Below are 23,775 nucleotides of genomic sequence, written 5' to 3'. Positions count from 1 at the left end.
GGGCGGAGGTGGTCAGGGCGAGGGTTCGGGGACTAGCGTCGAAGACAAGGCATTCAGTCGATCGACAGAAGGAGTTCCCATGTCACGCGTAGCCATCATCGGTGGGCACGGAAAAGTAGCACTGCACCTCACGAAGATCCTCACCAGTCAGGGCCATCAGGTCAGTTCGATCTTCCGTAACCAGGATCATGCCGGCGACGTCGAGCAGGCAGGCGCAACGCCGGTCGTGGCCGACGTCTCCGAACTGTCGGTGCAGCAGATGGCGGATGTGTTCCGTGGTCACGACGCCGTCGTGTGGTCCGCCGGCGCAGGAGGTGGAAGTCCCGAAGCGACGTATGCCGTGGATCGGGATGCGGCGATCCGTTCGATGGACGCCGCTCAGGAAGCTGCTGTGGGTCGCTACGTCATGGTGTCCTACCTCGGAGCGGGAAAGGACCACGGTGTCCCGGAGGACAACAGCTTCTTCCCCTACGCCGAGTCGAAGGCTGCGGCCGATGAGCACCTGCGCAACTCGGAGCTCGCCTGGACCATCCTCCAGCCGGGAGCGCTCACCACGGATCCAGGCACCGGGATGATCGAGGTGTCGGCCGAGCCGCAGCAGGACTCGGTGGCCCGTGAGGATGTCGCGCTCGTCGCCGCGGTCGTGCTCGGCAACCTCGGCACGGTGGACAAGACCATCCAGTTCAACAGTGGTGAGACGCCGGTCACGGAGGCCATCGAGGCCGCGCTGTAGGCCGGAACAAGCGACACGAAGGCGGCGCCCTGTCGGGGCGTCGCCTTCGGTGTGTCAGGCGATCGTCGTCCGTGGTGCGGTGGGTGAATGGTCCTGATTCCCGGGGGTCCCCACCGGACGCACGGGTCGGACCGCATGCACAGGGCTCCTCGGGCGTGCGTTCTGCCTCGGATGTACCAGGTGCACGTCCTGCTCCGGATATGAGGGGCGTCAGCGTGCACGTTCGACTCCGGACGGACGTGCTGGACGCACCGGACGCACCGATCACCCGGTGCTGCGCTCCCCGGCGTCAGGATGACGCTCCGCGACCCTCGAGAACTTCGGGGCCGTCGTGACGTCCGAGACTTGCGCGGCCTCCGGGGCCGACGCGGCCTCCACTGCGTCCGGGGTCGACGCGACGTCCGTGAACTTTGGGGTCGACGTGCCATCCGCGAACTCCGAGCAATCCGCGATGTCCGCGAACTCCAAGGTCGCCACGGCCTCCGAGCCCTCCCCGAGCAACCGGGCGGCCTCGTCGAACAGTGCCGTGTCGACTGCCTGTCCTGCCTGCCAATACCTGTTTCGTCGGGCGATCCGCGGAGGGCCGGATGTCCGCGGCGCCGTGAACCACGGGATGCCACGTCGGGCTTCCACGGTCCAGGTCCCCTGATGAATCACGTGATGGTGCCGTGAACAGAGCAGGACTCCGTTGTCGATGCTCGTCACGCCTCCCTTGGACCACGGCTTCAGATGGTGGGCTTCGCACCAACTGGCGGGGATGGAGCAGTCAGGGAAAGCGCAGCCCCTGTCCCTCGCGACGAGCGCTCGCCGAAGATGCGGCGGAAAGAGCCGTTGTGCCCGTCCGACATCGAGGACCTGACCCCCGTTGCCCAGGACCACCGGGATGATGTCGGCGTCACACGCCAGCTTCCTGATATTCCTCGCACTCATCTGCTCGGAGAAAACTGCATACCCCGCGCGATGAGTAGCACCGACGAGGTCCTTGTAGTCGATGGTCACCATGACCTGAGGGCGATGCCCGCCCGTCGCGGGAAGCGTCGCCGTGCTCAAGGTGAGCCTGCAGGCGGCGACGAGCCCATCGAGCAGGCTCTGCGCTCTCGTTGCCGTCGGCGGGTCAGCGACTCCGGCTATGGAAGACCCCGAAGCGACGGAAGCCACCACCTCCGAAGCCCTCGGGACATCCGCTTCGTCAGAAGTGCCCGATGCGCGGACGGTCGCGGAGCCCTCTGCCCGGCCCGCGGTGCTGCGCGGATTCGCCGTCGAGTTCATGACGGTCGCGAGCAACTCGAACTGCTCGTCCGTCGCACCGATCTCCAGGTAGTGCAGTCCATGACGCCTGCCCCGGAAAAAGACGCCCTGCCGTGCGCGCAGCACCTTGTCCGTGGGTTCCTGCCCGTCCTGATCGAGAACGCTCTCCCAGCGGCGCGCCAGCACCCGAAGGATGTCCTCGTCGGATTCCATCGCCTGTCGGGTCAGGTGGTGCTCCATCGACCCGCGTTGGTCCGGCGTCGCGAACGAGTCCACCCGCTGCATCGCCTGAGCCACGAGGGTGGCGGCCCGACCGCTGATGAGCCCCGAGGTCACGGCAGCGCCCAGGCTGATGAGCCGGGGAGGAACCGGTGCGCCGGTCGGTAAGACGCGAGGGAGGATCAGGTCGGCAAGGCTCAGGCGGCGTCTCGCCTCACCGCGGCTGATCCGCAGCGTGGCCCGCAGGAAGTCGGCGCAATCCCTGAACCCACTGCCGACCGAGGCGCACCGGGCAGCAGGCCCGGCGGGAGCATCACCTCTGATCGACTGCTCTGCCCGCGCCAGGAGCGAGCCGCTGCCGGATTGCTCGTCGTCGGCAAGGTGATGCTCTTCAGCCAGCCGAGCCGCCAAAATTTGGAGGTGGTCGACGATCCTCGAGGCGCGTTCGATCGCCAGGAGAAGGCCCGCGACCTCCTGCCGGGACCGAGTGCCCTGGCCCTGGCCGATATCACGGGTGCACTCGGCAAGCGCTGCGCATGACCTGTCCAGGGGGCTCGGAGGTGCGGTCAGACGCTCGACCGGGGCGGTAGTCATGCCTCGATTTTATCGAACATGGGTACTATTTCGGCGGCTGGGAAGGGAATGTGGAGGAAGAGTGGCTGCTGGTTGTCGACATACCGAGGGGTGCTGGGGATACTGGGCCGGTGCCCGGTCGGGTACCCAGCCGCACGCGACACGCCGTCCGCTACGAAGCTCCCTCCGAGGGCGCACACGAGAGCGCACACGAGGGCGCACACGACGGTGCCTCGGCCGACGGCGTGCCCGGTCGGGCGCCCAACCGCACGCGACACGCCGTCCGCTACGAAGCTCCCTCCGAGGGCGCACACGACGGCGCGCACGACGGCGCCCGGCCTACGACGCGTCCGACGACGACCCCGTCGTGCCCGGCGGCGCCCCGGCCGATGACGACCGCGTCGTGCCCGACGGCGCCTCGGCCGACGACGACCCCGTCATGCCCGACGGCGCCCGGCCTACGACGATCCCGACGATCCCGACGATCCCGACGACCCCGTCGCCCCGTCCGACGTCGCCCCCGGCGCGTCACCCGCCCGCCACACGAACGCGGGGATCGTCCCGTTGATCTCCCGGTCACCCACGATCCTCGACTTGTAGATCACCGGGTTGTGCGACGAGATGGTACGTGCGTTCCGCCAGTGCCGGTCGAGCTGGAGCCCCCTGCGGGTCGACGACGCCCCGAGCGCGTTGAACATGATCGAGGCGGCCCGCTGGACCTGTTCCGTCACCACGATCTGTGCCTGCGACGACGCGAACTCCACCGCTACTGCGGCGGAGTCCGCGTCCTCATGCGGGAGGTCGAGGTGTGCCTCGTATGCCTCCTGCACCAGTTCGGCCACCCGCAGTGCAGCAGCCTCGGACGCGAAGGCGAGCGCCGAGACTTCCCCCACGACCTGCTGCACCTGGATGTCCTCACTGGGTCTCGTGCCGTTCCCATGGCTGAAGGTGCGGGTCCTGCCACGCACCCCCGCAGCCACGTCCCGGACAGCTGCCCGCGCGATCCCGGCAAGGGTCGCGACGTGGACGAGCTGGTACACGCCGGTGTCGTACGGCGGATGCTCGGTCTCGGTGATGACGTCCGCAGCAGGTACGACGACGTTGCGGAAGATCGACGTACCGCTGGCGGTGAGGCGCTGACCGAAGCCGTCCCAGTCGTCGACGACCTCGACCCCCGGCGCATCCCGCCGCACGAGCGCGATGACGTCGGCGCCGTCGCTCGTTCGCGCACCCGTCTGGATCCAGTCCGCGTACAAGCTGCCGGTGGTGTAGTACTTGGTGCCGTCGACCCGGTACACATCGCCGTCGCGCGTGATGGTGGTGCTGACACCGCCGACGGGGACCGGTCCGGTCTCGGTCCACGCGTTGCCGAGCACCGCGCCCCGGGCGATGCGCCGCAGCCACACGGGATCGGCGGCGTAGAGGCGGTCCTCGACGAACGCGATGTGGCAGCGCAGCGCCTGCGCGAGGTTCGACTCGGCAGCAGCGAGCTCGATGAGCAGCCGGAAGAACTGCGGGGCGCTCACCCCGGCTCCGCCGTACTCGAGTGGCACCCGCAGCGCGGTGAAGCCGGCGTCCGCCAGCCGGCGCACCTGCGTGTGCAGGAGGATCCGCTCGTCCTCGCGCCGAGCAGCGCCGGTGGCGATTTCCTCGAACAACGGACGGAAGCGTTCGGCGAGCTGCGCATACGTGAGCTGGGTGGTCGGGGATGTGAGTGTCTCTGCGGTCATCGGTCGGCTCCTGCCGGGTCGTGGAACGGGGTGGGTGCGGATGCGCCGGGACCGGCGTCCGGAGCGCCGGCGGGACGGACGACGGCGGTCTCCCGGGCGGGCATGGCGGGCACGGCGTCGAGCAGGGCCCGCGTGTAGCCCGTGGCCGGCGCGGTGAAGATCGACGACGCCGTGCCGGACTCCACCACGCGTCCGTCCTTGAGCACCAGGACGTCGTCGCTCACGTGGTGGATGACACCGAGGTCGTGGCTGATGAACAGGTAGCTGAGCGCGAGCTGTTCCTGCAGGTCCGCCAGGAGGTCGAGGACCTGCGCCTGGATGGAGACATCGAGCGCGGAGACGGGTTCGTCGAGCAGCAGGACGCGGGGCTGGAGCGCCAGGGCCCGGGCGATCGCGACGCGCTGCCGCTGGCCGCCCGAGAGCGTGAGCGGTCGCCGGTCGACCAGATCCAGTGGCAGCCCCACCTGCCCGAGGAGCTTGGCCGCACGGTCCCGTCGCTCACCGGCGGCCCCGATGGATCCGGCGTCGAGGGCGTCGGTGATGATGCGGCCCACGCTGAAGCGGGGGTCGAACGAACTCAGCGGATCCTGGTTGACGAGCTGGATGTCCGGTCGGTGGGGGCGACGGAGGGCTTCGCCGATACCGCTTCCGACCCACGGCAGGCCCCCGAGGGCGACCGTGCCGGCGTCGGGATCGGTGAGGCCGAGCGCGATGCGCGCCGTCGTCGACTTGCCGGACCCCGATTCGCCGACGATGCCGAGCGTCTTCCCCGCGGCGAGTGTGAAGGAGACGTCGTCGACGACGGTGCGGCGCGTGCCGGCCGGGCCGGCGTAGGCCTTCACGAGGTTCCGTGCCTCGATGGCAGGGGCGTCGTCGGAGAACGCCGAGCGCCGCGTGGGCCGGGTGGCTACCGAGACCCGCGGCACGGCGGACAGCCGGGTGCCCTTGCCGGCGGCGGAGGGGACGGCGTCGATCAGCTGGCGCGTGTACTCGTGCCGGGGATTGCCGAGCACCTCGTCCGCACGCCCGGATTCGACGATGCGCCCGTGCTGCATGACGGCGATCTCGTCGGCCAGATGGCTCACGACGGCGAGGTCGTGCGAGATGAGGATGAGCCCGCGTCCCTGCTCCTTCAGCCCTGCGAGTAGTTCGAGGATCTGTGCCTGCACGGTGGCGTCGAGCGCGGTGGTCGGTTCGTCGGCGATCACGAGGCGCGGGTCGAGCACGGTGGCCTGGGCGATGAGCGCCCGCTGCCGGAGTCCGCCGGACAATTCGTCGGACCGCTGGCGTGCGCGGACCACGGGGTCGGGGATGCCGGCGTCGCGCAGCGCGGCGTGGATCCGCTCCTGCCGTTCGGCCCGTCCCCGGATTCCATGGGTGCGGAGGGCCTCGTCGATCTCCTGGCCGACCGTGCGGAGGGGATCGAGGGAGACGAGGGCGTCCTGCAGTACGTAGCCGATGTCCTTGCCGCGCAGGCGCCGCCACTGCCGCTCGGACAGGCGGGTGGCGTCGCGGCCGAGGACGTCGAGGCGGTCGGCCGCCACCCGGGCGTTAGGGGCGTTCAGTCCCGCGAGCGTGCGAGCCGTCACGGTCTTGCCGGAACCCGACTCGCCCACGAGGGCGAGCGCCCGGCCGGGTGCGAGCGCTAGCGACACGTCGCGGACGACGTCGACCGTGCCACGCGGGGTGGTGAAGGACACGGTGAGGTTGTCGATCGCGAGCAGCGGCTGCTCGGCGGTGTCCCTGAGGTTGGTGTGGGGGTCAGTCATGGTCAGACCTCTGCTTCGAGTCGGCGCTGCAGGTGGTGTCCCACCACGGTGGTGGTGAGGGCGGCGAGGGTGATGAAGATGCCGGGGAAGGCGGCGATCCACCAGGCGACCTGGAGGTAGTTGCGGCCGTCGGCGAGCATGGCGCCCCACTCCGCGGCCGGCGGCTGCGCCCCGAGGCCGAGGAAGCTGAGCGAGGATGCCCAGACGATCGCCTGGCCGATCCCGAGGGTGACGAGCACGAAGAGGGGCCGCGCCACGTTGGGGATGATCGTGGACCAAAGCAGGTGGGTCCGGGACCGGCCGAGCGCGAGGGCTGTTTCCACATAGGGGGCCGCGATGACCTGCAGGGTCTGCGTGCGCAGCATCCTGGCATAACCGGGGGCTGAACCGACCCCGACGGCGACGGCGGCGGTGACGACGCCGGTGCCCGATACCGCGATGACGATCAGGGCCAGGAGCAGGCCCGGAAAGGCGAACAGGATCTCCACGAAACGGCAGATCGCCGAGTCCAGCCACCGGCCCGAGACGCCCGCGGTGATGCCGAGGGCGCCGCCGAGGAGCAGGCCGATCGCTGTGGCGGCGAGCCCGAGCAGCAGGGACTGCCCTGTGCCGGCGATCACCCGGGAGAAGACGTCCCGTCCGTTCTGGTCGGTGCCGAACAGGTGCGCGCCGCCCGGGGGCTGGAAGGCGTTGGCGGGATCGATCTCGAACGGGTCCTGCCGCAGGAAGACGGACGGGACGACGGCGGCGAGGACGAGGAAGGCGAACAGTGCGGCAGCGATCCAGACACCGATCGGGGTGTTGCGGACCAGGCGTCCGGCCCGGGACGGGGCGGGCGCGGCCGGGGCGACGGTGCCGCCCTCCGCCGTCGTGGGGCCGAGGGTGAGGCTCATGCTGCGGATCCCTTCGGGTTCGTGCGGGGGTCGACCACGCGGTAGAGGATGTCCACCACGAGGTTCACGAGGATGTAGACCGCGGCGATGATGACCACCACGGCGAGGGTGATGGGCAGGTCGCGGTTCACGATGGCGTCCACGAGCGACCTGCCGAGGCCGGGACGGGCGAAGATGATCTCCGCGACGACGGCGGAACTGACGAGCGAGCCCACCGCCCAGGCGGAGAGCGTGAGGCCGGGGAGGATCGCATGCCGGAGGGCGTGGGTGAGCCGGACGGCGGTGTCGCTCAGGCCGCGGGCCCGGGCACTGAGGACGAACGGCTGCGCAAGGGCGTCCTCGAACGAGGAGCGGGTGACCTGGGCGATGAACCCGGCCAGGGGGATCGCGAGCGAGAGCGCCGGCAGCACGAGCGACCGGAAGCCGTCATTGCCCGCCACCGGGAACCAGCCGAGGGTGACGGCGAAGACCACCGCGAGCATGATGCCCACCCAGAACTGAGGGAGGGAGGCGAAGAGCACCTCGACGGCGCGGCCGGCGCCGTCGAGCACGCGCCCGCGCCCCACGGTGAGGAGGGTGAACGCGAGGGCGATCACCCACGCGAAGACCAGGGCCAGCCCGGCGAGCTGCAGCGTGGGCAGGATCTGCGGCCCGATGATCTCCAGGACCGGGACCTTGAAGATGTACGAGACGCCGAAGTCGCCGCGGACGAGATGTCCCAGATAGGAGAGGTACTGCACGAGTACGGGCTGGTCGAGCCCGTACTCCGCGCGGACCGCCGCGACCGTAGCCGCGGACGGTGAGGAGCCCGCACCGCCGAGGATCGCCGTGACGGGATCGCCCGGCGTGAGGCGCAGGACGAAGAAGGTGAGGGTCACGGCCGCCCAGAGGACGAAGAGGCTGCCGGCCGCCCGCTTCGCGACGACCTTGCCGGCGGGGCCGGCGGTCGCCGTCGTGCGGGCTGCGGCGCTGAGGGAATCGAGGGATCGGGTACTCATTCGGAATCCACCGCCGTGACGTCGTAGAGGTAGGGGAGGGACAGGCTCGGCTCGAGGGTGAGGTTCCGGTAGCGGTCGCTCCGGAGCGCCACCTGGCTGGCCTGGTTGTAGAGGGGCAGTTGCAGCGCGTTGTCGCTGACGATCCGCTGCGCCCGGTAGTAGAGGTCCCCGCGTTCGGCGGGGTCGTCGGTGGCGAGGGCGTCGTTGAGGATGCCATCGAGCTCGGGGTTGCGGAAACCGGATCCGTTGGGCACGAAACCCGCCGATTCGGTGTACTCGGAGGAGAAGACGATTCTCAGGACGTCGGCCGTGTTGGTGTTCCAGTAGTCGGCGCGGAGGTCGTAGTCGAAGGTGTTGCCGAGTTCGCTGACGGTTGCACCGTCGCCGTTCTCGATGAGCACCTCGAAACCGGCCTTCTTCGCCGTCGCCTGGATCTGCGTCACGAGCGCCTGATGCGCGGTGGGCCACGCGCCCGGTGTGTAGGGGAAGTGAACGGTCAGGCGCTCGCCGTCCTTGATGCGGAAGCCCTCGTCGTCGCGCTCCGTCCAGCCGGCCCCGTCCAGGAGACGTGCGGCCTTCTCCGGGTCCGGATCGTAGACGTGCTCGAAGTCGGGGGAGTAGAACCCCGTGGTGGAGCTCAGCGGTCCGCCGGCTCGGGTCACCGTGCCGAAGTAGACGCTGTCGATGCCGGCGTCGAGGTAGGCGCTGTGCAGGAACGCCTTCCTGACCGCGAGATCGTCGAACGGTGCGCGCGTCGTGTTGAGGATCAGGTTCGTCGGGTTGCCGGGCCGGTCCTGCAGGATGAGCTCCACGTGCGGGTCGGCCTCCGCCTCGTCGAAGTGGACGGACGGCATGAGGTCCAGGGCGTCCACCTGGCCGGCCCGGAGCAGCCCGTAACGCGTGGAGTCCTCCGGGACGATCCGCCACTCGATCTTCTCGATGTGCGCCGGACCCTGGTGCTGCGCGTAGGGCGGGGCTGAGTTGTAGTCCTCGTTACGGACGAGGCTGACCCTGGACTGCGGTACGTAGTCGACGATCTTGTAGGGGCCGGTCCCCACGGGTGCGTTGCAGTTCTCGGCCTGCGGGCGTTCGAGCGCCTCCGGCGATTCGATGCCGAGGAAGGGCTGCGCGAGCACCTCGAGGAACGCCGCGTACGGGCGGTTGAGGGTGACGACGGCCGTGGTCTCGTCCACGACCTCCGTACCGACATAGGGCTTGAGGTAGCCGCCGGCCGTCCCCGACTGCGTATCCGGGTCGACCATGTGGTCGAGGTTGGCCTTGACTGCCTCCGCGGTGAGCCGGGTGCCGTCGGTGAAGTGGACGTCGTCGCGCATCGTGAAGGTGTAGGTGAGGCCGTCGTCGGACACCGACCAGTCCGTGGCCAGCCACGGGTGGATCCGGCCCTCCTTGTCCTGCGAGACCAGGGAGTCAAGGTAGTTCGCGGCGATGGACGCCTGTGGCATGTCCCCGTTGACGTGGGGATCGAGGCAGGAGATGTCCTTGCCGGTGGCGAAGACGAAGGTGTCGTCCTCGCTCGCGGCCGCCGTCCCTCCGCAGCCGCTGGCGGTGAGTGCCACTGCCGCCGCCGCGGCGAGCAGGACGACGCCGCGGGGTGTGGATCGGCGGGTGGGTGGGGGTGTGCTGGTGCTTGCTGTTCTCACACGGGGCTCCTGAATCATCGCCCGATGGAGGGCTGATACAGGGTCGCCAGCGGTTACCCGGGCGTGGAGGAGCACGCACGGGCCGACCAACGAAAGCGTGTAGCTTCTCCATCGGTCCTGGCAGTAGCACCGTTCCCCGTTGCTACGCGGGGGAGGTTGCTGCGGCGTCGTCGATCCAGGTCTCTCGGCCGCTCGGGATGGTTACGGCTCCAGCTAAGCGCACGGGGACGCCGGTCCGCCAGCGGCGCCCGTCACATTCGGTCACGCGGCGTCACCCGGGGATATGCGGGGCATGCCCTGACGGCACGACGGCGCCCGGCGAGCTACAGGCCGGCGGCCGCGTGGAAGGTCCGGAGCGCCTCGACGACGAGCTTGTGGTCCTCGAGCTGCGGAAGGCCGGAGACGGTGACCGTCGCGACCGGCCCCACGCCCTGGATGTAGAGCGGGAAGGAGCCGCCATGTGCCGCGAACTGCGTCGTATCGAACAGGGGATCGTCCTCCACCCGCCCGCCGTTCCGGCGCCCGCGCAGGCCGACGAGCAGCGAGGGAACCAGGTAGCGTTCGGCCGTCCGGCTCTTCGCGTCGAGCCAGTAGTCGTTGTCCGGGGTGGTCCCGTCGAGCGCAGCCCGGAAGAGGATGTGGTCCGGACGTCGGATGCACACGGCTATCGGCAGGTTGCGTCCTGCACCCAGCTGGACGATCAACTGCCCCAGCGCGACGGCGTCGTCGTTCGTGAAGCGGGTGAACTGGAGTTCGGCGACTTCCCTCTCGACCGTGGCAATGAGCGCCTCGAGTGCCTCGGCAGACTGTTCGCTGCCGCCGTCCGGGTCGAACGGTCGGACGGCTGTCGGGAGGGCATCATTGCTCATCTGCCTAATTTACGTCGTCGGCGGGGTGCGGCGGGCTTTTCCTCGGTTGTTTAGCAAATTTCCGCGCGTGAGATGCGCTTCCTCTGGAACATGTGTGGCACGTGTGCCTCGTGATCCTCCGTCGATCAGGATCGCCACGCGCTAGAGTCCGGGCGCGCACGGTCCTGAGCCGAGGAGTGCGAGTCCGGCAAGATCGCCCTCACCGAACGAGACCCGTCCCACGTTCTGCTCGTACATCAGTTGGCCGGGGTCATCCACATGGTCGAGTCCGACCACGTGTGCGAGTTCGTGCATGATCGTCGCCCTCAGGTACGCGCGCCCGTCCGGGTAGCGGAGCGACTCGACGGCGTCCGGCGCATCGAGTTGCACCTGCCCACCCACGTATACCAGCGGCTGCCCGGGCGTCTGGGCGTAGTCGCTGCCGCCCAGCCCCGCGATGTCGCCGGCGAGTCTTGGAATCTCGGCCTCGCTGGTCCAGGTGATCAGTACCGGCACCCAGGTCTTCCCGTAGAGCTCCGGTTGGTACAGGTCGCGGTCCTCGCTCGGCGCCTCCGTGGTCGCGCCGTCGTCGATGAACTGCAGCCCGGTGGCGGCGGACACCGCAGCGACGGCCTCCTGCACCAGCCCCTCGGACCCGACCGGGGCACTGTCCGGCCGGACCACGTAGTGCACGGGCCGGCACGGGTCGTACGCCACCCACTCCTGCTCCTCGACGGGCGACTCCATCAGCGAGAACGCCGTCGACGCCGGTGCCGGCGGCGGCGTCCCGAGCGGTGCATCGCCGGCCTCGACGCCGCGCGGCGGCACGTCAGCGCCGGGCAGGTAGGGGAGCGCGACCGGCAGGACGAAGCGGTCGAACAGCGACGGCGTCGCATACAGGGCGGCGATCAGGACCAAACCTGCGACGGTGCCGACCCGTCGGTTCCGTCGCTTGCGAATCGGCGTCGTGCGCGTCCTGACATATCCGGCCCGCGGGGCCCGCCTGGAAGGCGGCGGTCCGTAGGTCGGGGCGGCCCGCCAGGGCGGGGGAGCGGAGGGCGTGCCGAGGGCGTCATCGAGCGCCCACTGCGGGATCCTGCCCGACGGCGACCGCTGAACAGCCTTCATCCGCGCGTCGCGACCCTCGTGGAACCACTCGCGATCCATTGCCCCCATATATGCCCCGCACTTCCCCCGACCGACTGATCTCCGTCCCATCCTGCTGTGCCGACGGTGCGGAGTCGGGGAGTGTCGCCAGTCCTTGGGGAAACTTGAGCGAAGGCTGCAGCACACCAACCCGTCGGCTGCGCCCTCGTTGCCGCCTTTCCCCGGTCCGAGGCGTGGCAGGCGGCGTGTCCCGGCCCGACACGCAGTTGCGGGGCGCGAACCCGTGCACGAAGGCGCAGCATCTCCGGGGCAGAGCCGTGCACGACGACATCGGGGAAGGAGCCCCGGGAACGACGACGGCCCCGCCCGCCACCCGGAGGCAGCAGACGGGGCCGGAGCCGACGGACCAAGGCCCGATCCGGGACTAGGAGGTCCGGATGTCCTTGGTGTCGTAGTCGAACCGGAACGTCACCGTGGTGTCGGAGATCAGGTGCAGCTCGTGGTTGGCGCCGTCACGGGTCCCGAAACGGCCGTAGTTCTCCTCCCACGACCCGTTGACGAGGATCTTGAACTGGTAGGTCCCGGCCGGCAGCTGCAGGGTCTGCAGCCAGAGGTTCTCCGCCGGCTCCCAGGCGAACTGCAGTTCACGGAGATCGGTGCTCCAGTGCCCGGCGTCGCCGAACAGCGGGGAGAAGTCGCCCGACAGGGCCACGGACTGCGGCTGGTCCTGCCACGCGATGTCGGCATCCGAACCATCCGAACTGGCATTTGAGCCGGCCGAATCGGTGGGCGACGCCGCGAGCGCCTCGGCCGCGGACTCGACGAGTTCGGCGGGAGCGTCAAGCGCCGGAGCATCGACGGCCGGAGCCTCGGGTGTCTGATCCGGGGTAGCGTGCGCCTCCTCGCCCAGCTGCTCGGGCGCCTGAGGAGCGTGGGTCGGCTGCTCCGGGACGGGTGCACCGCTGACCATGGCGTCCACGAACTGCTCGGGGTCGGGGAAGGCCGCGACGGCACGGACGCCCTCGTCGGTGACGGTCCAACCGCTGCGGCCCTTGACGAGCCAACCGGCCTTCACGAGCTTCGACGTCGCCGTCGTCAGGGCCTTGAATCCGCGGGGCACACCGCCGGAGAGGAGCTCCGCTTCCTTGGCGTCGAACGGGACGTCCGCGACGGCCTTCGCCATCAGCTCGCTGGGCGCGACGACGGAGCCCGACGCCTGGTGCTCCGCCAGCAGGGCGAGGGTGGTGCGCAGACGGGCATTGGTGCGGTTGCTGGGGGCGATGACGAGCTCCTTCGTGGTGGTCCTGCGGCTGACTGCCGGTCATCGTGACCATTCGGCCACGCTGGTCGCAAGTGCGTTCCGGGGCTGGGTTCCTACAGGAGGCAGGGTACGTGATTCGAGGTCCGATGACGACCCACTGATTTTATCGTCAGGACGGCGCTTCGTGCTGCACGGCTGACCAAAGGGGACGCCCTCGCGCTGGGCCGGCCCTCGGGACGAAGAAAGGAGCCCGGAAGGACCAGCCGGACTCACAGGCCGGGCGCCGGAGGTGCGATGCTAGCGTGCCCAGCATGGCGTCTCCCGTAACACCGCAGCGCACCTCGGCTGCGAGGACGACGGCGCGTATCGTGCTCGGCGCGTTCCTCCTGTTCGCCGGAACAGCCCACCTGACACTCGCCCGAACCGAGTTCGCCGCCCAGGTCCCGGCGTGGCTGCCCCTCGACACGGAATTCGTGGTCGTCGCGTCGGGCATCGTCGAACTGGTGCTCGGCGCTGCGCTGGTAGTCCTCGGCCGGTACCGCGTGATCGTCGGCTGGGTGGTCGCGGCCTTCTTCGTCGCGATCTTCCCGGGCAACATCGCCCAGTACGTCGACGGCGTGAGCGCCTTCGGGCTCGATACCGACGGCGCCCGCCTCACCCGCCTGTTCTTCCAGCCCCTGCTCGTCGTGTGGGCGCTGTGGTCCACCGGCGCGTGGCGGGACCGGCGCACGGTGTTCGGTGAGGGTCGACGTCGGTGACCGGCGCCGAACCGGAGCGGCACAGGTCGGCGATCCTCAGTATGCTTCGTAAATCAGGCAGCTCCACTCATGCCCACCTGCATCCCGAGGAGACACCATGAAGACCCTCCGCCCCCTGCAATCCGTCGAGAAGCTCGAGAACGCCACCGGGCTCGACCCGCTGGTCACGAAGATGCGCGACCTCGTGCAGGCCGTGATCAAGCCCGGCGCCCTCCGCGACATCCTCCACGGCGTGCCCATCGGCCATCCGCTGCACCCGCTGATGATCCTCGTGCCCACGGGCACCTGGTTCTCCGCGGCGATCCTCGATGCGATCCCCGGCTCGAAGAAGGCCTCGGCGATCCTCATCGGCACCGGAGTGGTCACCGCCGGTCCCACGGCCGTGGCCGGCTGGACGGACTGGTCCGAGGGGCACGAGCAGCAGCAGCGCGTCGGCATCGTGCACGCCGCAGCGAATCTCGTCGCCGTCGGGCTGTACACGCTCTCCCTCGTCCAGCGCCTGCGCGGGAAGTCCGGCAAGCTGCTCTCCTACACAGGTCTGGCGGTCGTCTCCGCGGGCGGATTCCTCGGTGGGCATATGTCCTACCGCCAGTCGCTCGGTGCCAACCACGCCGAGGACGTCCCGCACCGCGTCGAGCCCGGCTGGCACGCCCTCGGCGCGCTCAGCGACCTCCCCGAGGGCAGGCTCGAGCGGAAGATGCTCGGCGAGGTCCCGCTCGTGGTCCTCCGCCAGGGCAACGAGGTGTCCGTCCTGTCGGACACCTGCAGCCACCTGTCCGGGCCGCTCAACGAAGGGAAGCTGACGTTCGACGACGGCAACGCCTGCGTGGTCTGCCCCTGGCACAACAGCACGTTCTCGATGACGACCGGCGAGGTCACGCAGGGTCCCGCGACGTCGCCGCAGCCGTCGTTCAAGACCCGCGTGGTCGCCGGACTGGTCGAGGTGTCGCTGCCGCACGCCGGCTGAAACCAGGGTGCACGCTCCCCGCCGCGCCCGTGCAGGGCTGGGACGCCATGCCGCACCGAAGGGCTGGGACGCCATACCGGTCCGGAGGGCGCCGGGGCGATGTGCGGATAGCCGGCGGGTAGGAGGCCGACGATCCGCCGGACGTGAATGCAACGTCCGGCGAACCGGCAGCGCAGACCGGCGGCCACGCCCAGCCCCGGGCGTGGCCGCCGTCGTTCGGGCCAGCAGGTCCTGACGCGGGAGCGATCCGCCATCAGCCCGTGTGGGCGCCCTCGGTGGTCTGCTCGCGCGTCCCGGCCCCGGCTCCGTCCGTCGTCTTCCCTCGGGTCAGCAGGCTTCCGACGACCAGCGCCGTGACAGCGAGGGGGAGTGCGACGACGACGGCGTTGATGTCCGCCGACCGGCCGGTCGACTCCCAGGCGACGGTGACTACTCCGCCGACGACCATGCCTGCGATGGCACCCCATGCCGTTGCACGCTTCCAGAACAGGGCGGCGAGGACCACGGGAGTGATGGCCACGCCGTACATCGTGTAGGCGTACATCTGCAGGGCGAGCACGCTCGGGAAGAACTGGCCGAGCACGTACGCGAACACGGTCACCGCGAGGACGGCCCAGCGCCCCAGCTTCAATGCCTTCTGTGCGTTCCGTGCACTGCCGCGGCGCTGGAACACGAGGTCGTACACGATGTTGCCGGAGCAGGTGAGCAGGTAGGAGGACCCGGTGGTCACGATCAGCGCGAAGGCGCCGGCGAGGAGCAGGCCGCCGATGCCGATGGGCACGAGATCCGTCCCGGCGAGGCCGAGGATGGCCTGGCCCGGCTCGATGTCGGGGAGGAGGAAGGACGACGACGACGCCAGGAGGATGATCGTGCCCAGCAGCAGGACGGCCCCGCCGAAGAAGCCGATCGTCGCCTTCCGCGCGGTTCCCTCGTCGCGGCCGGAGGCCAGCCGCTGATGCATGTTCTGGTCGCCCAGGATGAGGAGGAACAGGGGCAGGAAGTAGCCGAGGAGCTGGACCGGGGTGAGCGTACCGGTCAGTGAGGTCAGCGCGGGGTCGAGGCGGTCGACGTAGCCACCGATCCCACCGACGTCGGCGATGAACACGACGGCGAGCGACCCGACCAGCGCGACCACGATCACGACGACCGAGACGAAGTCGGTCCAGGCCACCGATTTCAGGCCCCCGCCGAGGGCGAGGAACGTGATGAGGAGGGCGGCGACGATGGTTCCCTGCGCCGGGCTGAGCGGAGTGATGATGCTGAGGATCGACCCGGCACCGGTGAACTGGTAGGCCGTGATCCCGACGAAGGCCACGAGGATGATGACGGTCGCGAGAACGCGGACGGGCCGGCCGAAGCGCACCTCGAGCATCTCCGGGATGGTGTGGTGGGACAGCCGCCGCACCTTCGTCGCCATGAAGTACAGGCAGACGATGCCGATCACGGTGCCGGCGAAGAAGAAGATCCCGGCGACCGGGCCGTAGGTGTAGACGAAGCTCGCGCCGCCGATGATGGAGCCCGATCCGACGAAGGTCGCCAGCAGCGTCCCGGCCAGGACGGGAGCCGGCAGCGAGCGGCCCGCGAGCATGAAGTCCTCGCCGTCGGCGATCGCCTTCCTGCGGCTGAACCATGCTCCGATCAGGACCATGAGCAGGACGTAGCCCGCGAGGATGAGAACGTGCACGGGTTGCATGGGGAGCCTCTCGCTGATGCCGGCCGGAGCGCCGGTACTCCAGAGCAGTCTGGTGTGATCCAGCTCACTTTGCAACAGTTATTGCAAAAATTTACGCAAGCGAAACAGGGGGAGGCCGGTCTCAGGCGGGATCGACCAGGTCGAGATCGCTCCAGAGTTCCTCCGCGCCGCGCAGGGCGGCCATGGTCCGCGTCGGGTCGATCGCGGAGAGTTCGGCCAGGAGGGCCTGGACCGTCGCGACCGCGGCCACGGTGCTCGGCATGAAGGTGACGCCCTCGCTGGGTACCAGCAGCGCCTCCTCCGCCAGGTCGGTGATCCCGGTCTGACGGTCTGCGATCGCCACGATCCGGATACCCCGCTTCGCGGCGACCCGCACGACGTCGAGGACGAACTTGCTCGCACGCCACAGGTTGCAGCTCACGAGGCAGTCGCCCGGCCCGAGCGAGAGCAGACGGTTCACGAGGGCGGTCCCGGAGGCGGTGTGCAGTTCGATGTCGCGGCCCATCCACTGGCCGACATGGGCCAGCTGGAAGCCCGCGGCCGCATAGCTCCCGGTGGCCAGGACGATGATGCGGTCGGCGGCGGCGACGATCGCGGCGGCGCGGGTGATGCGATCGGGATCGATGCTCTCGGCGAGGAGGGTCACGTTGTGGAGATCGTTGGCGAGGGAGGATTCGACGACGCCGCCGGCGGGTACGGCCCGCTCGGTGAGGAGCTTCTCGGCGGTGAGGGAGGCGAGGTACCGGTGCCGCAACTCGGACTTCAGGGCCGACCACCCCGAGAAACCGAGGAACTGTGCGGCCCTCACCACAGTGGCCACATTCACGTTCGCTCGCGATGCGAGCTCCTGGGTCGACATAAAGGACGCACGTCCGGCGTCGGTGCGCATGATCGTGAGGACCGCCTCGATGCCGGGGCTCGGCTTCCGTCCCAGCGCGAGGCCGTCGAACCACTCGGCAATCTGCGACACGCTGCCTCCCATGATGCAACGCCTGTTGCATGTTCTGTTCAATGTTGCCAGTATCGGACACGGCGTCAGCCCCATCACCCATCGAGGAGAACCATGCCCGAGACACAACACTTGCACATCACCAATGCGACGGTCCTCGATGTCGCCGAGGGCAGCGCGTCGGGTGGCCAGAGCATCCTCGTGGAGGACGGTGTGATCACCTGGGTGGGCCCGACCGCGGACGTCCCCACGGACCGGCCGACCGGAGAGACGATCGACGCCGGCGGCAGGTTCGTGATGCCGGGCCTCATCGACGGGCACGTGCACGTGACGGCGGCGACGGCGGATCTCGGCGCCATGGCCGAATGGTCGCCCACCTACGTCGCGGCGCACACGGCGCGGAACATGAAGGCCATGCTGCACCGCGGCTTCACCACGGTCCGCGACGTGGCGGGCGCGGACTTCGGCGTCGCCATGGCCGTGGAGGAAGGGCTGTTCGAGGGCCCGCGGGTGGTCTTCGGCGGCAAGGCACTCTCGCAGTCCGGCGGACACGGCGATATGCGGGCGATGGGCTCCAGCACCCTCGACCCGCACCAGTGCTGCCCCTCCATCGGTATCGTGTGCGACGGCGTCGACGCCGTGCGCAAGGCCGCGAGGGACCAGCTTCGGACCGGCGCGCATCACATCAAGATCATGCTCTCCGGAGGCGTCGCCTCACCGACGGACCGCGTCGACTCCACGCAGTTCTCGGAGAGTGAGATCCTCGCGGTCGTCGAGGAGGCCGAGGCCTCCAACCGTTACGTCTGTGGTCACGCCTACACCGCGCGGGCCGTCAATCGAGGCCTGCGCCTGGGGGTGCGGTCCATCGAGCACGGCAACCTGATCGACGACGAGAGCGTCGGTCTCTTCGTGGAGAAGGGAGCGTACCTCGTCCCGACCCTCATCACCTACGAGCGGCTCAAGGCCGACGGCGAAGCGGCGGGCCTGCCTGCGGCCAGCCGCGAGAAGGTCGACACCGTGCTCCATGCCGGCCTCGAGGCCCTCGACCGTGCGAACAAGGGTGGCGTGAAGATCGTCTTCGGTACGGATCTGCTGGGGGCCATGCAGATCCATCAGAGCCAGGAGTTCCGCATCCGTGCCCAGGTGCAGACGGCGCAGGAAGTGCTGCGCTCCGCGACGCTCACGGCTGCGGAACTGATCGGGCTCGAAGGGAAGCTGGGCGTCGTGGCGCCCGGCGCCTTCGCCGACCTGCTGATCGTGAACCGGAATCCACTCGACGACGTCACTGTGCTCGCCGATCCTGACGCGACCATCAGTGCCGTGATCAAGGGTGGGCAACTGGTCGGTACGTGACCGGCAGGTTGCCGCGCGGCCGCGGCGCCGGCCGCACGATGGCGGGTCGAGTGCCCGCAACCAGGAGGTGCCGCCGGTTCGGAGCCGTACGGTCAGCGCAGGATGAGGAAAGCACCGGACATGACGATGCCCGGCACGAATCGTGCCGGGCATCGTCATCGGTCTGCGATCAGCTAGCGGCAACCGCGCGACGACGCACGACGAACGCTCCGCCCAGTGCGGCGATCACGAGTCCGCCGCCCAAGGCCAGGGCGCCCGCGTCGTTCTGCGGGGTCTGGGCCACACCGGTGTCGGCTCCGCCGACCGGCATCTGGGCAACCTGTCCGGGCATCGGCTGCGCGACAGGAGGTGTGACGGGCGGCGTCACCGGAGGCGTGTTCTGCGCGACGAGGCCTGCGACGATGCTGGCATCGTAGGGAGGGTTGCCCTGTTCGTCGCAGCCGAAGCCGTCGTCGTCCCGGTCGAGGCCCGGCTGGTACGCGCGTGACTCGCGCGGGATGTTGTAGACGCCGGCGTTCGCTGCGTCCGTGCAGTTGTTGAACGGGAGGCCGACGGCGAGGGCCGGTGAGGCGGACAGCAGGGAGGCGCCGGCGACGGCCGAGACGGCGATGACGGTGGACAGTTTCTTCATGGAGGTACTCCTGAGACCTGGTCGGGATGATGAGCCGACTGTAGGTTCCCCGTGAAGCCGCTGAACAGCAACGCAACACGGTGTCCCTGCTGTTGCGCTATGCAACTAACCCCTGTGTCAGACCCGGAGACTTCGCTCTGCTCAACCAACCCTCGTACCGGAGCTGGGGGCTTTGGGCGCCGGGAATGAGTGTCGGTGTGCAACACGCCGTGGGTCGGGCGGATCCGGGCCCCGAAGTCCCCGTATTCGGTACGCGGTGATGGCGGCGACAGCCACTTGATGTAGCTGTCAGCCAGCTGACGCCTACCGCGCCTGCGCCACCGGGACCAGGTCCGTCGCCTCGAGCAGCACCGAGTCGATCCTTGCCGTGAGGACGCCGTCCGTCTCCGACGCTGCCTTCGCCTCGGTCCACCGCGGGTCGGCGCCGAACGCCGCCCAGTTGGCCTTCGGGTCGCCGTCGTGCTCGAGGAGATACACGAGGACGTCGTCGGTCCCGACCGGCGTCCAGTAGCCGAGGCTCCTCATGTTGTGCTCGGTGAACAGGTCGATGGTCGAGGAGCGGAACCGCTCCACGAGGGCGTCCATCTTGCCGGGGTTGGCGGTGTAGGTGCGCAGTTCGTAGGTCATGAGGGCCAGCCTAGGCGCGATCGCGCCGGCTCAGGTGAAGAGCCCCGGCCGGCGGCACGTCAGGTAGGTGTTGAGCTCCCGCGCACGCCGCACCTCCGCGGCATCGACGCCCGCGAACAGCAGGTCCTCCCCGCCCCCGGCGAGGCCGAGGACGGTCCCGTAGGGGCTGGCGATGCAGCTGAGTCCCGTGAAGCCGGGCGCCGTGTGGTTGGCGTACGCGATGTACACGCCGTTCTCGAGGGCTCGCGCCGGCACCAGCAACGTCGAGATGCGCTCGGCGTTGTAGGTGTGCGCCGGCGGCCGGTTCCCGACGTCGCCCGTGGCCGGCACCGCCGTCGGGATGAGCAGGAGGTCGGCGCCGCGGCGGGCCGCGCTGCGCGCGAACTCGGGGAACTCGACGTCGTAGCAGATGCCGAGTGCCACGGTCATGCCCAGCAGCGGGACCGTCTCGGGGAGGTCGTCGCCGGGGGCGAAGACGGACTGCTCCTCGGCCCCGAACAGGTGCGCCTTCCGGTAGCGGGTCCGTTCCACGCCCCGGTGGTCGAAGAGGGAGGCGGTGATGTGCCGCGCGTCGGCGGTGGCCTCGACGGACGAGCCGACCAGCGCGATCCCGTACCGCCTGGCGATGCACGCGAGCGCATCGCGGACGGCGGCCCCGTCCGATTCCGCGACCAGCGCGGGAGCGTAGCCGGTGGCGAAGAGCTCCGGGGTCACGAGGATCTCCGCGCCCTGGGCCGCGGCGCGGGCCGCGTACCCGTCGAGACGGCGGAGGTTCTCCTCCACGGCACCGATCGTTCCGGCGGCCTGAAGCACAGCGAGAGCGGGCACCGCTCCTCCTTCCGGGAGGCCGGCCCGGCGGCAGGCATCCTGCGCAGAATTTGACCGCCGATCCATTGACAGCCCTCATGATAGGCACAACGATGTATCGAAACCGAACGACATTCGATTACTGGAGAAACGCCCATGGTTCCCACCGACGCAACGGCGCACGACCTGCATGCCCGGCTCAGCGAGATCGCCACCTCCGAGCACGACGACGCCTCCCGCGCCGCCCTCTCGGGACGGCACCTCGGCCTGTACGCCCTCGTGACCCTCGGCATCACCCTCGCCGGGTTCCTGGTACTGGCGCTGTGAGCCGGGACAGGCAGGAGCCGGTCCGGAAGCTCCCCGGCCGCGCCTCCATGAAGCAGGCCACCCCCGACGCCGGCACCGGCGGCTCCCTCGGGTCGCTGCCGCTGCTGCGCAGCGAGCGGATCTGGAACGGCGCCGACTTCACGGGCGTCAACATCAGCCTCGCCATCGCCACCTGGGCGTTCCTCGTCGGCGGGTCGACGGCGCTGCTCGTCGGCTTCCAGCAGGGCATCGCAGCGATGATTATCGGCAACGCGATCGGCCTCGGGTTCATGATCCTGGCCAGCGTCGTCGCCAGCCAGCGCTACGGCGTGGAGCAGTACACCATCCTCCGGCCGGTCTTCGGCCTCGTGGGGGTCGGGTTCCTCGTCTTCACCGTCATCCTCATCACCGAGATGGGCTGGTCCTCGCTGTTGGCCATCATGGTGGGCCGGGCCGTCACCCAGGTCTCCAACTCCACGTTCGGCACCGACTTCGGGCCCGAGAGCCTCATGATCACGGTCTTCGCCCTCGGAGCGATCGCCGTCTCCTGGTGGATCCTCTCTCGCGGACCGGTGACCATCGGTCGGTTCAACAAGTTCATCGCCCCGGGCCTGATCGTCGTGACCGTCTTCCTCATGGTCTTCCTCGTCCTCAACACCTCGTGGGACACGCTGACCGGCGCCGCACCGCTCGCCCCGTTCGAGGACGAGCGCCTCAACTTCGCCCTCGCCGTCGAGTTCAACGTGGGCGTCGGGGTGTCCTGGTACCCGGTCATGGGTTCCCTCGCCCGGCTGACCAAGACCCCGAAGGCAGCCCTCTGGCCGTCCTACCTGGGGCTGCTCGGCGCCACACTGATCGCGCAGGTGGTCGGCATGGCCGCGGCACTGACCCTCGGCGACTCCGACCCGACCGTCTGGATGCTGCCCTTCGGCGGGCCGATCCTCGGCGCGTTCATCCTCCTGTTCATCGCCTTCGCGAACATCACCAGCACCTCCTCGATCGTCTACTCGACCGTGCTCGCCATCCGGCAGGCCAGCGGCACCCTGCTCTCGGGGGTCCGGTGGGCGTGGCTGTGCGCGGCGTTCTTCGTGCTGCCGGCCGTCCTCGCGTTCTTCCCCGGGTTCATGTACCAGCGCTTCATGGCCTTCGTGACGCTCAGCGGCGCGTTCCTGGCCCCCATGTGCGGGGCGATCATCGCCGACTACTTCCTGCTGCGCCGCCAGCGCGTCGATCTGGAGCACCTGTACAAGCACCGGCAGGAGAGCGCCTACCACTTCCACCGCGGCATCAACTGGGCCGGGATGGCCGCCGTCGCCGTCGGGGCCGCCTTCTATCTGGTGATCTACAACCCGGTCACGCTCACCACCCTGCCTGTCTTCGGGTACATCACGGCGTCCTTCCCCGCCGCGATCGTGGGCGGCGTCGTCTACTACGTCCTCGCGAAGGTCCTCTACGTCCGCCGCGGCGTCGGCGGCTACGCGGCGGACGTGGACGCAGAGAAGGTCGAGGGCCGCGCATGAGCCGCACCTCCCGCGCCGCCGTCCACCGCCGCGGCTCGCAGCGCCTCGACCTGACGACGGTCGACGTCGCCGATCCCGCCCCGGGCACCGTCCTGGTCCGGATGGGTGCCTCGGGGGTCTGCGGGTCGGACCGCCACGTGCTCGACGGCGACTGGATGCTGCCCTCGCCCACGGTCATGGGCCACGAGGGTGCCGGGACCGTGGAGGCGATCGGCGACGGCGTCACCGACGTCGCCGTGGGCGACCACGTGATCCTGTCCTGGTTCTACCCCTGCCGGCGCTGCACCGCGTGCCTGTCGGGGAAGTCCTACGTCTGCACGGGCAGCCGGTCCGAGGAATGCCTCCTGCCCGACGGCAGCAGCCCGCTCACCCTCGACGGCGAGCGCGTGTTCCCGTACCTGACCGTGGGGTCCATGAGCGAGTACGCCGTCGTGCCCGAGGCCGGCGCCATCCGCATCCCCGACGAGGTCCCGTTCGACGTCGCCAGCCTCATCGGCTGCTCCGTCGCCACCGGCTTCGGCGCCGTGGTGAACGACGCCGGCGTCGAGGCCGGGACGTCCGCCGTCGTCGTCGGGACCGGCGGCGTGGGGCTCTCGATCATTCTGGCGCTGCGGCTCGTCGGCGCGAACCCGATCATCGCCGTCGACCTCAGCGAGGAGAAGCTCGCGACCGCACGGGAGTTCGGCGCCACCCACACGCTCGTGCCGTCGGACGGACTCGCGGAGGAGATCGCCGCGATCACCGGGGGAGGGGCGGCGTACGCGTTCGAGGCGATCGGGCGGGTGCAGACCATCGAGTCGCTTCCCTCGCTCATCGCTCCGGGCGGCAAGGCCGTGATCGTGGGACTGCCGCCGGAGGACAGCCCGGTGTCCATCGACGCGCTGGCGCTCGCGGAGAGCGGGAAGTCGCTCATCGGTTCCAACTACGGCTCCACTGTGCCGGGGCGGGACTTCCCGCGGCTCGCGGAGCTGTACCTGGCGGGGCGGTTGCCCGTCGACGCGCTCATCTCGCACCGGATCGGGCTGGACGACGTCAACGAGGCCTTCGACGCGATGCGCCGGGGCGAGCGGGCCCGTAGCGTGATCGTGTTCTGAGGTCGCCGACGTTTCGCAAGGTCTGACCAG

21 protein-coding genes and 1 riboswitch are annotated in these 23,775 nt (G+C 69.6%); of the genes, 7 read left to right on the top strand and 14 right to left on the bottom strand.

The genetic code is table 11. The features are described from left to right. Positions 1-79: 79 nt before the first annotated feature. Complete coding sequence (locus ACSGDB_RS01790) at positions 80-733, top strand: SDR family oxidoreductase (protein WP_434992368.1); 654 nt, start codon at positions 80-82, stop codon at positions 731-733. Positions 734-997: 264 nt separating this feature from the next. On the opposite strand, the gene ACSGDB_RS01785 is transcribed toward ACSGDB_RS01790, so the two are convergent. The 9 genes from ACSGDB_RS01785 to ACSGDB_RS01745 all read right to left on the bottom strand — a co-directional run bounded on the left by ACSGDB_RS01785 (position 998) and on the right by ACSGDB_RS01745 (position 12,962). Beyond that, positions 998-2,611, bottom strand: coding sequence for a DUF222 domain-containing protein (locus tag ACSGDB_RS01785; RefSeq protein ID WP_434992367.1), 1,614 nt, complete (start codon positions 2,609-2,611; stop codon positions 998-1,000). A 620-nt stretch (positions 2,612-3,231) separates the two neighbouring features. Beyond that, entirely contained in the window at positions 3,232-4,503 is a 1,272-nt protein-coding gene (locus ACSGDB_RS01780; protein ID WP_434992366.1) for an acyl-CoA dehydrogenase family protein, read from the bottom strand. Further along, positions 4,500-6,272 carry a dipeptide ABC transporter ATP-binding protein gene (locus tag ACSGDB_RS01775; protein WP_434992364.1) on the bottom strand — a complete coding sequence of 591 codons (1,773 nt, stop codon included), beginning with the start codon at positions 6,270-6,272 and terminating at the stop codon, positions 4,500-4,502. The genes ACSGDB_RS01780 and ACSGDB_RS01775 overlap by 4 nt, the downstream gene beginning before the upstream one ends. Before the next feature lie 2 nt (positions 6,273-6,274). Then, positions 6,275-7,165, bottom strand: coding sequence for an ABC transporter permease (locus ACSGDB_RS01770; protein WP_434992363.1), 891 nt, complete (start codon positions 7,163-7,165; stop codon positions 6,275-6,277). Then, on the bottom strand, positions 7,162-8,163 hold the full coding sequence (locus tag ACSGDB_RS01765) for an ABC transporter permease (protein ID WP_434992361.1): 1,002 nt from the start codon (positions 8,161-8,163) through the stop codon (positions 7,162-7,164). Before ACSGDB_RS01765 ends, ACSGDB_RS01770 begins: the two co-directional genes overlap by 4 nt. Continuing rightward, complete coding sequence (locus ACSGDB_RS01760; protein WP_434992359.1) at positions 8,160-9,824, bottom strand: ABC transporter substrate-binding protein; 1,665 nt, start codon at positions 9,822-9,824, stop codon at positions 8,160-8,162. Before ACSGDB_RS01760 ends, ACSGDB_RS01765 begins: the two co-directional genes overlap by 4 nt. Before the next feature lie 105 nt (positions 9,825-9,929). Further along, positions 9,930-10,028, bottom strand: a riboswitch (SAM riboswitch). A 119-nt stretch (positions 10,029-10,147) separates the two neighbouring features. Then, complete coding sequence (locus ACSGDB_RS01755; RefSeq protein WP_434992358.1) at positions 10,148-10,693, bottom strand: heme-degrading domain-containing protein; 546 nt, start codon at positions 10,691-10,693, stop codon at positions 10,148-10,150. Positions 10,694-10,834: 141 nt separating this feature from the next. Further along, on the bottom strand, positions 10,835-11,590 hold the full coding sequence (locus ACSGDB_RS01750; protein ID WP_434992357.1) for a matrixin family metalloprotease: 756 nt from the start codon (positions 11,588-11,590) through the stop codon (positions 10,835-10,837). 613 nt (positions 11,591-12,203) lie between these two features. After that, complete coding sequence (locus tag ACSGDB_RS01745) at positions 12,204-12,962, bottom strand: pullulanase X25 domain-containing protein (RefSeq protein ID WP_434992355.1); 759 nt, start codon at positions 12,960-12,962, stop codon at positions 12,204-12,206. A gap of 389 nt (positions 12,963-13,351) precedes the next feature. Here ACSGDB_RS01745 and ACSGDB_RS01740 point away from each other — a divergent pair, with 389 nt between their 5' ends. Together ACSGDB_RS01740 and ACSGDB_RS01735 are read left to right on the top strand one after the other, a co-directional pair. Beyond that, positions 13,352-13,798 (top strand): DoxX family protein, encoded by a 447-nt coding sequence (locus tag ACSGDB_RS01740; RefSeq protein WP_434992353.1) that lies wholly within the window; start codon positions 13,352-13,354, stop codon positions 13,796-13,798. 97 nt (positions 13,799-13,895) lie between these two features. After that, positions 13,896-14,765, top strand: coding sequence for a Rieske 2Fe-2S domain-containing protein (locus tag ACSGDB_RS01735; protein WP_434992352.1), 870 nt, complete (start codon positions 13,896-13,898; stop codon positions 14,763-14,765). 253 nt (positions 14,766-15,018) lie between these two features. On the opposite strand, the gene ACSGDB_RS01730 is transcribed toward ACSGDB_RS01735, so the two are convergent. Both ACSGDB_RS01730 and ACSGDB_RS01725 read right to left on the bottom strand, forming a co-directional pair. Then, positions 15,019-16,458, bottom strand: coding sequence for a sodium:solute symporter family protein (locus ACSGDB_RS01730; RefSeq protein WP_434992350.1), 1,440 nt, complete (start codon positions 16,456-16,458; stop codon positions 15,019-15,021). A gap of 121 nt (positions 16,459-16,579) precedes the next feature. Continuing rightward, positions 16,580-17,428 (bottom strand): MurR/RpiR family transcriptional regulator, encoded by an 849-nt coding sequence (locus ACSGDB_RS01725; RefSeq protein ID WP_434992349.1) that lies wholly within the window; start codon positions 17,426-17,428, stop codon positions 16,580-16,582. Between the two features lie 93 nt (positions 17,429-17,521). Between ACSGDB_RS01725 and ACSGDB_RS01720 the strand changes: the two genes are divergently transcribed. Further along, positions 17,522-18,760, top strand: coding sequence for an amidohydrolase family protein (locus ACSGDB_RS01720; RefSeq protein WP_434992347.1), 1,239 nt, complete (start codon positions 17,522-17,524; stop codon positions 18,758-18,760). Positions 18,761-18,929: 169 nt separating this feature from the next. Here the strand turns inward: ACSGDB_RS01720 and ACSGDB_RS01715 are convergent, their stop codons facing one another. From ACSGDB_RS01715 to ACSGDB_RS01705, 3 genes are all read right to left on the bottom strand, one after another. Then, on the bottom strand, positions 18,930-19,391 hold the full coding sequence (locus ACSGDB_RS01715) for an excalibur calcium-binding domain-containing protein (RefSeq protein WP_434992346.1): 462 nt from the start codon (positions 19,389-19,391) through the stop codon (positions 18,930-18,932). 303 nt (positions 19,392-19,694) lie between these two features. Beyond that, positions 19,695-20,018 (bottom strand): NIPSNAP family protein, encoded by a 324-nt coding sequence (locus tag ACSGDB_RS01710; protein WP_434992344.1) that lies wholly within the window; start codon positions 20,016-20,018, stop codon positions 19,695-19,697. Between the two features lie 30 nt (positions 20,019-20,048). Further along, positions 20,049-20,846 (bottom strand): nitrilase-related carbon-nitrogen hydrolase, encoded by a 798-nt coding sequence (locus tag ACSGDB_RS01705; RefSeq protein ID WP_434992342.1) that lies wholly within the window; start codon positions 20,844-20,846, stop codon positions 20,049-20,051. Between the two features lie 135 nt (positions 20,847-20,981). Between ACSGDB_RS01705 and ACSGDB_RS01700 the strand changes: the two genes are divergently transcribed. The 3 genes from ACSGDB_RS01700 to ACSGDB_RS01690 are packed head-to-tail and all read left to right on the top strand — an operon-like array spanning position 20,982 to position 23,745. After that, positions 20,982-21,152, top strand: coding sequence for a hypothetical protein (locus tag ACSGDB_RS01700; RefSeq protein WP_434992340.1), 171 nt, complete (start codon positions 20,982-20,984; stop codon positions 21,150-21,152). Then, positions 21,149-22,651, top strand: a complete 1,503-nt coding sequence (locus ACSGDB_RS01695; protein ID WP_434992338.1) for a purine-cytosine permease family protein — start codon at positions 21,149-21,151, stop codon at positions 22,649-22,651. The genes ACSGDB_RS01700 and ACSGDB_RS01695 overlap by 4 nt, the downstream gene beginning before the upstream one ends. Continuing rightward, positions 22,648-23,745, top strand: a complete 1,098-nt coding sequence (locus tag ACSGDB_RS01690; RefSeq protein WP_434992336.1) for an alcohol dehydrogenase catalytic domain-containing protein — start codon at positions 22,648-22,650, stop codon at positions 23,743-23,745. The genes ACSGDB_RS01695 and ACSGDB_RS01690 overlap by 4 nt, the downstream gene beginning before the upstream one ends. Positions 23,746-23,775: the final 30 nt, after the last annotated feature.

It is taken from the genome of Arthrobacter sp. Ld5 (genome assembly GCF_051172775.1).
GTDB lineage: Bacteria > Actinomycetota > Actinomycetes > Actinomycetales > Micrococcaceae > Arthrobacter_D.
This window is presented reverse-complemented; position numbering and strand designations above follow the sequence as displayed.

Excerpts from the sequence above, each read along its gene's own strand:
- ACSGDB_RS01755 (WP_434992358.1), bottom strand. The coding sequence starts at position 10,693 with ATGAGCAATGATGCCCTCCCGACAGCCGTCCGACCGTTCGACCCGGAC.
- ACSGDB_RS01745 (WP_434992355.1), bottom strand. The coding sequence starts at position 12,962 with ATGGCGAAGGCCGTCGCGGACGTCCCGTTCGACGCCAAGGAAGCGGAG.
- ACSGDB_RS01715 (WP_434992346.1), bottom strand. The coding sequence starts at position 19,391 with ATGAAGAAACTGTCCACCGTCATCGCCGTCTCGGCCGTCGCCGGCGCC.
- ACSGDB_RS01775 (WP_434992364.1), bottom strand. The coding sequence starts at position 6,272 with ATGACTGACCCCCACACCAACCTCAGGGACACCGCCGAGCAGCCGCTG.
- ACSGDB_RS01720 (WP_434992347.1), top strand. The coding sequence starts at position 17,522 with ATGCCCGAGACACAACACTTGCACATCACCAATGCGACGGTCCTCGAT.
- ACSGDB_RS01780 (WP_434992366.1), bottom strand. The coding sequence starts at position 4,503 with ATGACCGCAGAGACACTCACATCCCCGACCACCCAGCTCACGTATGCG.
- ACSGDB_RS01700 (WP_434992340.1), top strand. The coding sequence starts at position 20,982 with ATGGTTCCCACCGACGCAACGGCGCACGACCTGCATGCCCGGCTCAGC.
- ACSGDB_RS01770 (WP_434992363.1), bottom strand. The coding sequence starts at position 7,165 with ATGAGCCTCACCCTCGGCCCCACGACGGCGGAGGGCGGCACCGTCGCC.
- ACSGDB_RS01690 (WP_434992336.1), top strand. The coding sequence starts at position 22,648 with ATGAGCCGCACCTCCCGCGCCGCCGTCCACCGCCGCGGCTCGCAGCGC.
- ACSGDB_RS01765 (WP_434992361.1), bottom strand. The coding sequence starts at position 8,163 with ATGAGTACCCGATCCCTCGATTCCCTCAGCGCCGCAGCCCGCACGACG.
- ACSGDB_RS01790 (WP_434992368.1), top strand. The coding sequence starts at position 80 with ATGTCACGCGTAGCCATCATCGGTGGGCACGGAAAAGTAGCACTGCAC.
- ACSGDB_RS01740 (WP_434992353.1), top strand. The coding sequence starts at position 13,352 with ATGGCGTCTCCCGTAACACCGCAGCGCACCTCGGCTGCGAGGACGACG.
- ACSGDB_RS01710 (WP_434992344.1), bottom strand. The coding sequence starts at position 20,018 with ATGACCTACGAACTGCGCACCTACACCGCCAACCCCGGCAAGATGGAC.
- ACSGDB_RS01735 (WP_434992352.1), top strand. The coding sequence starts at position 13,896 with ATGAAGACCCTCCGCCCCCTGCAATCCGTCGAGAAGCTCGAGAACGCC.
- ACSGDB_RS01730 (WP_434992350.1), bottom strand. The coding sequence starts at position 16,458 with ATGCAACCCGTGCACGTTCTCATCCTCGCGGGCTACGTCCTGCTCATG.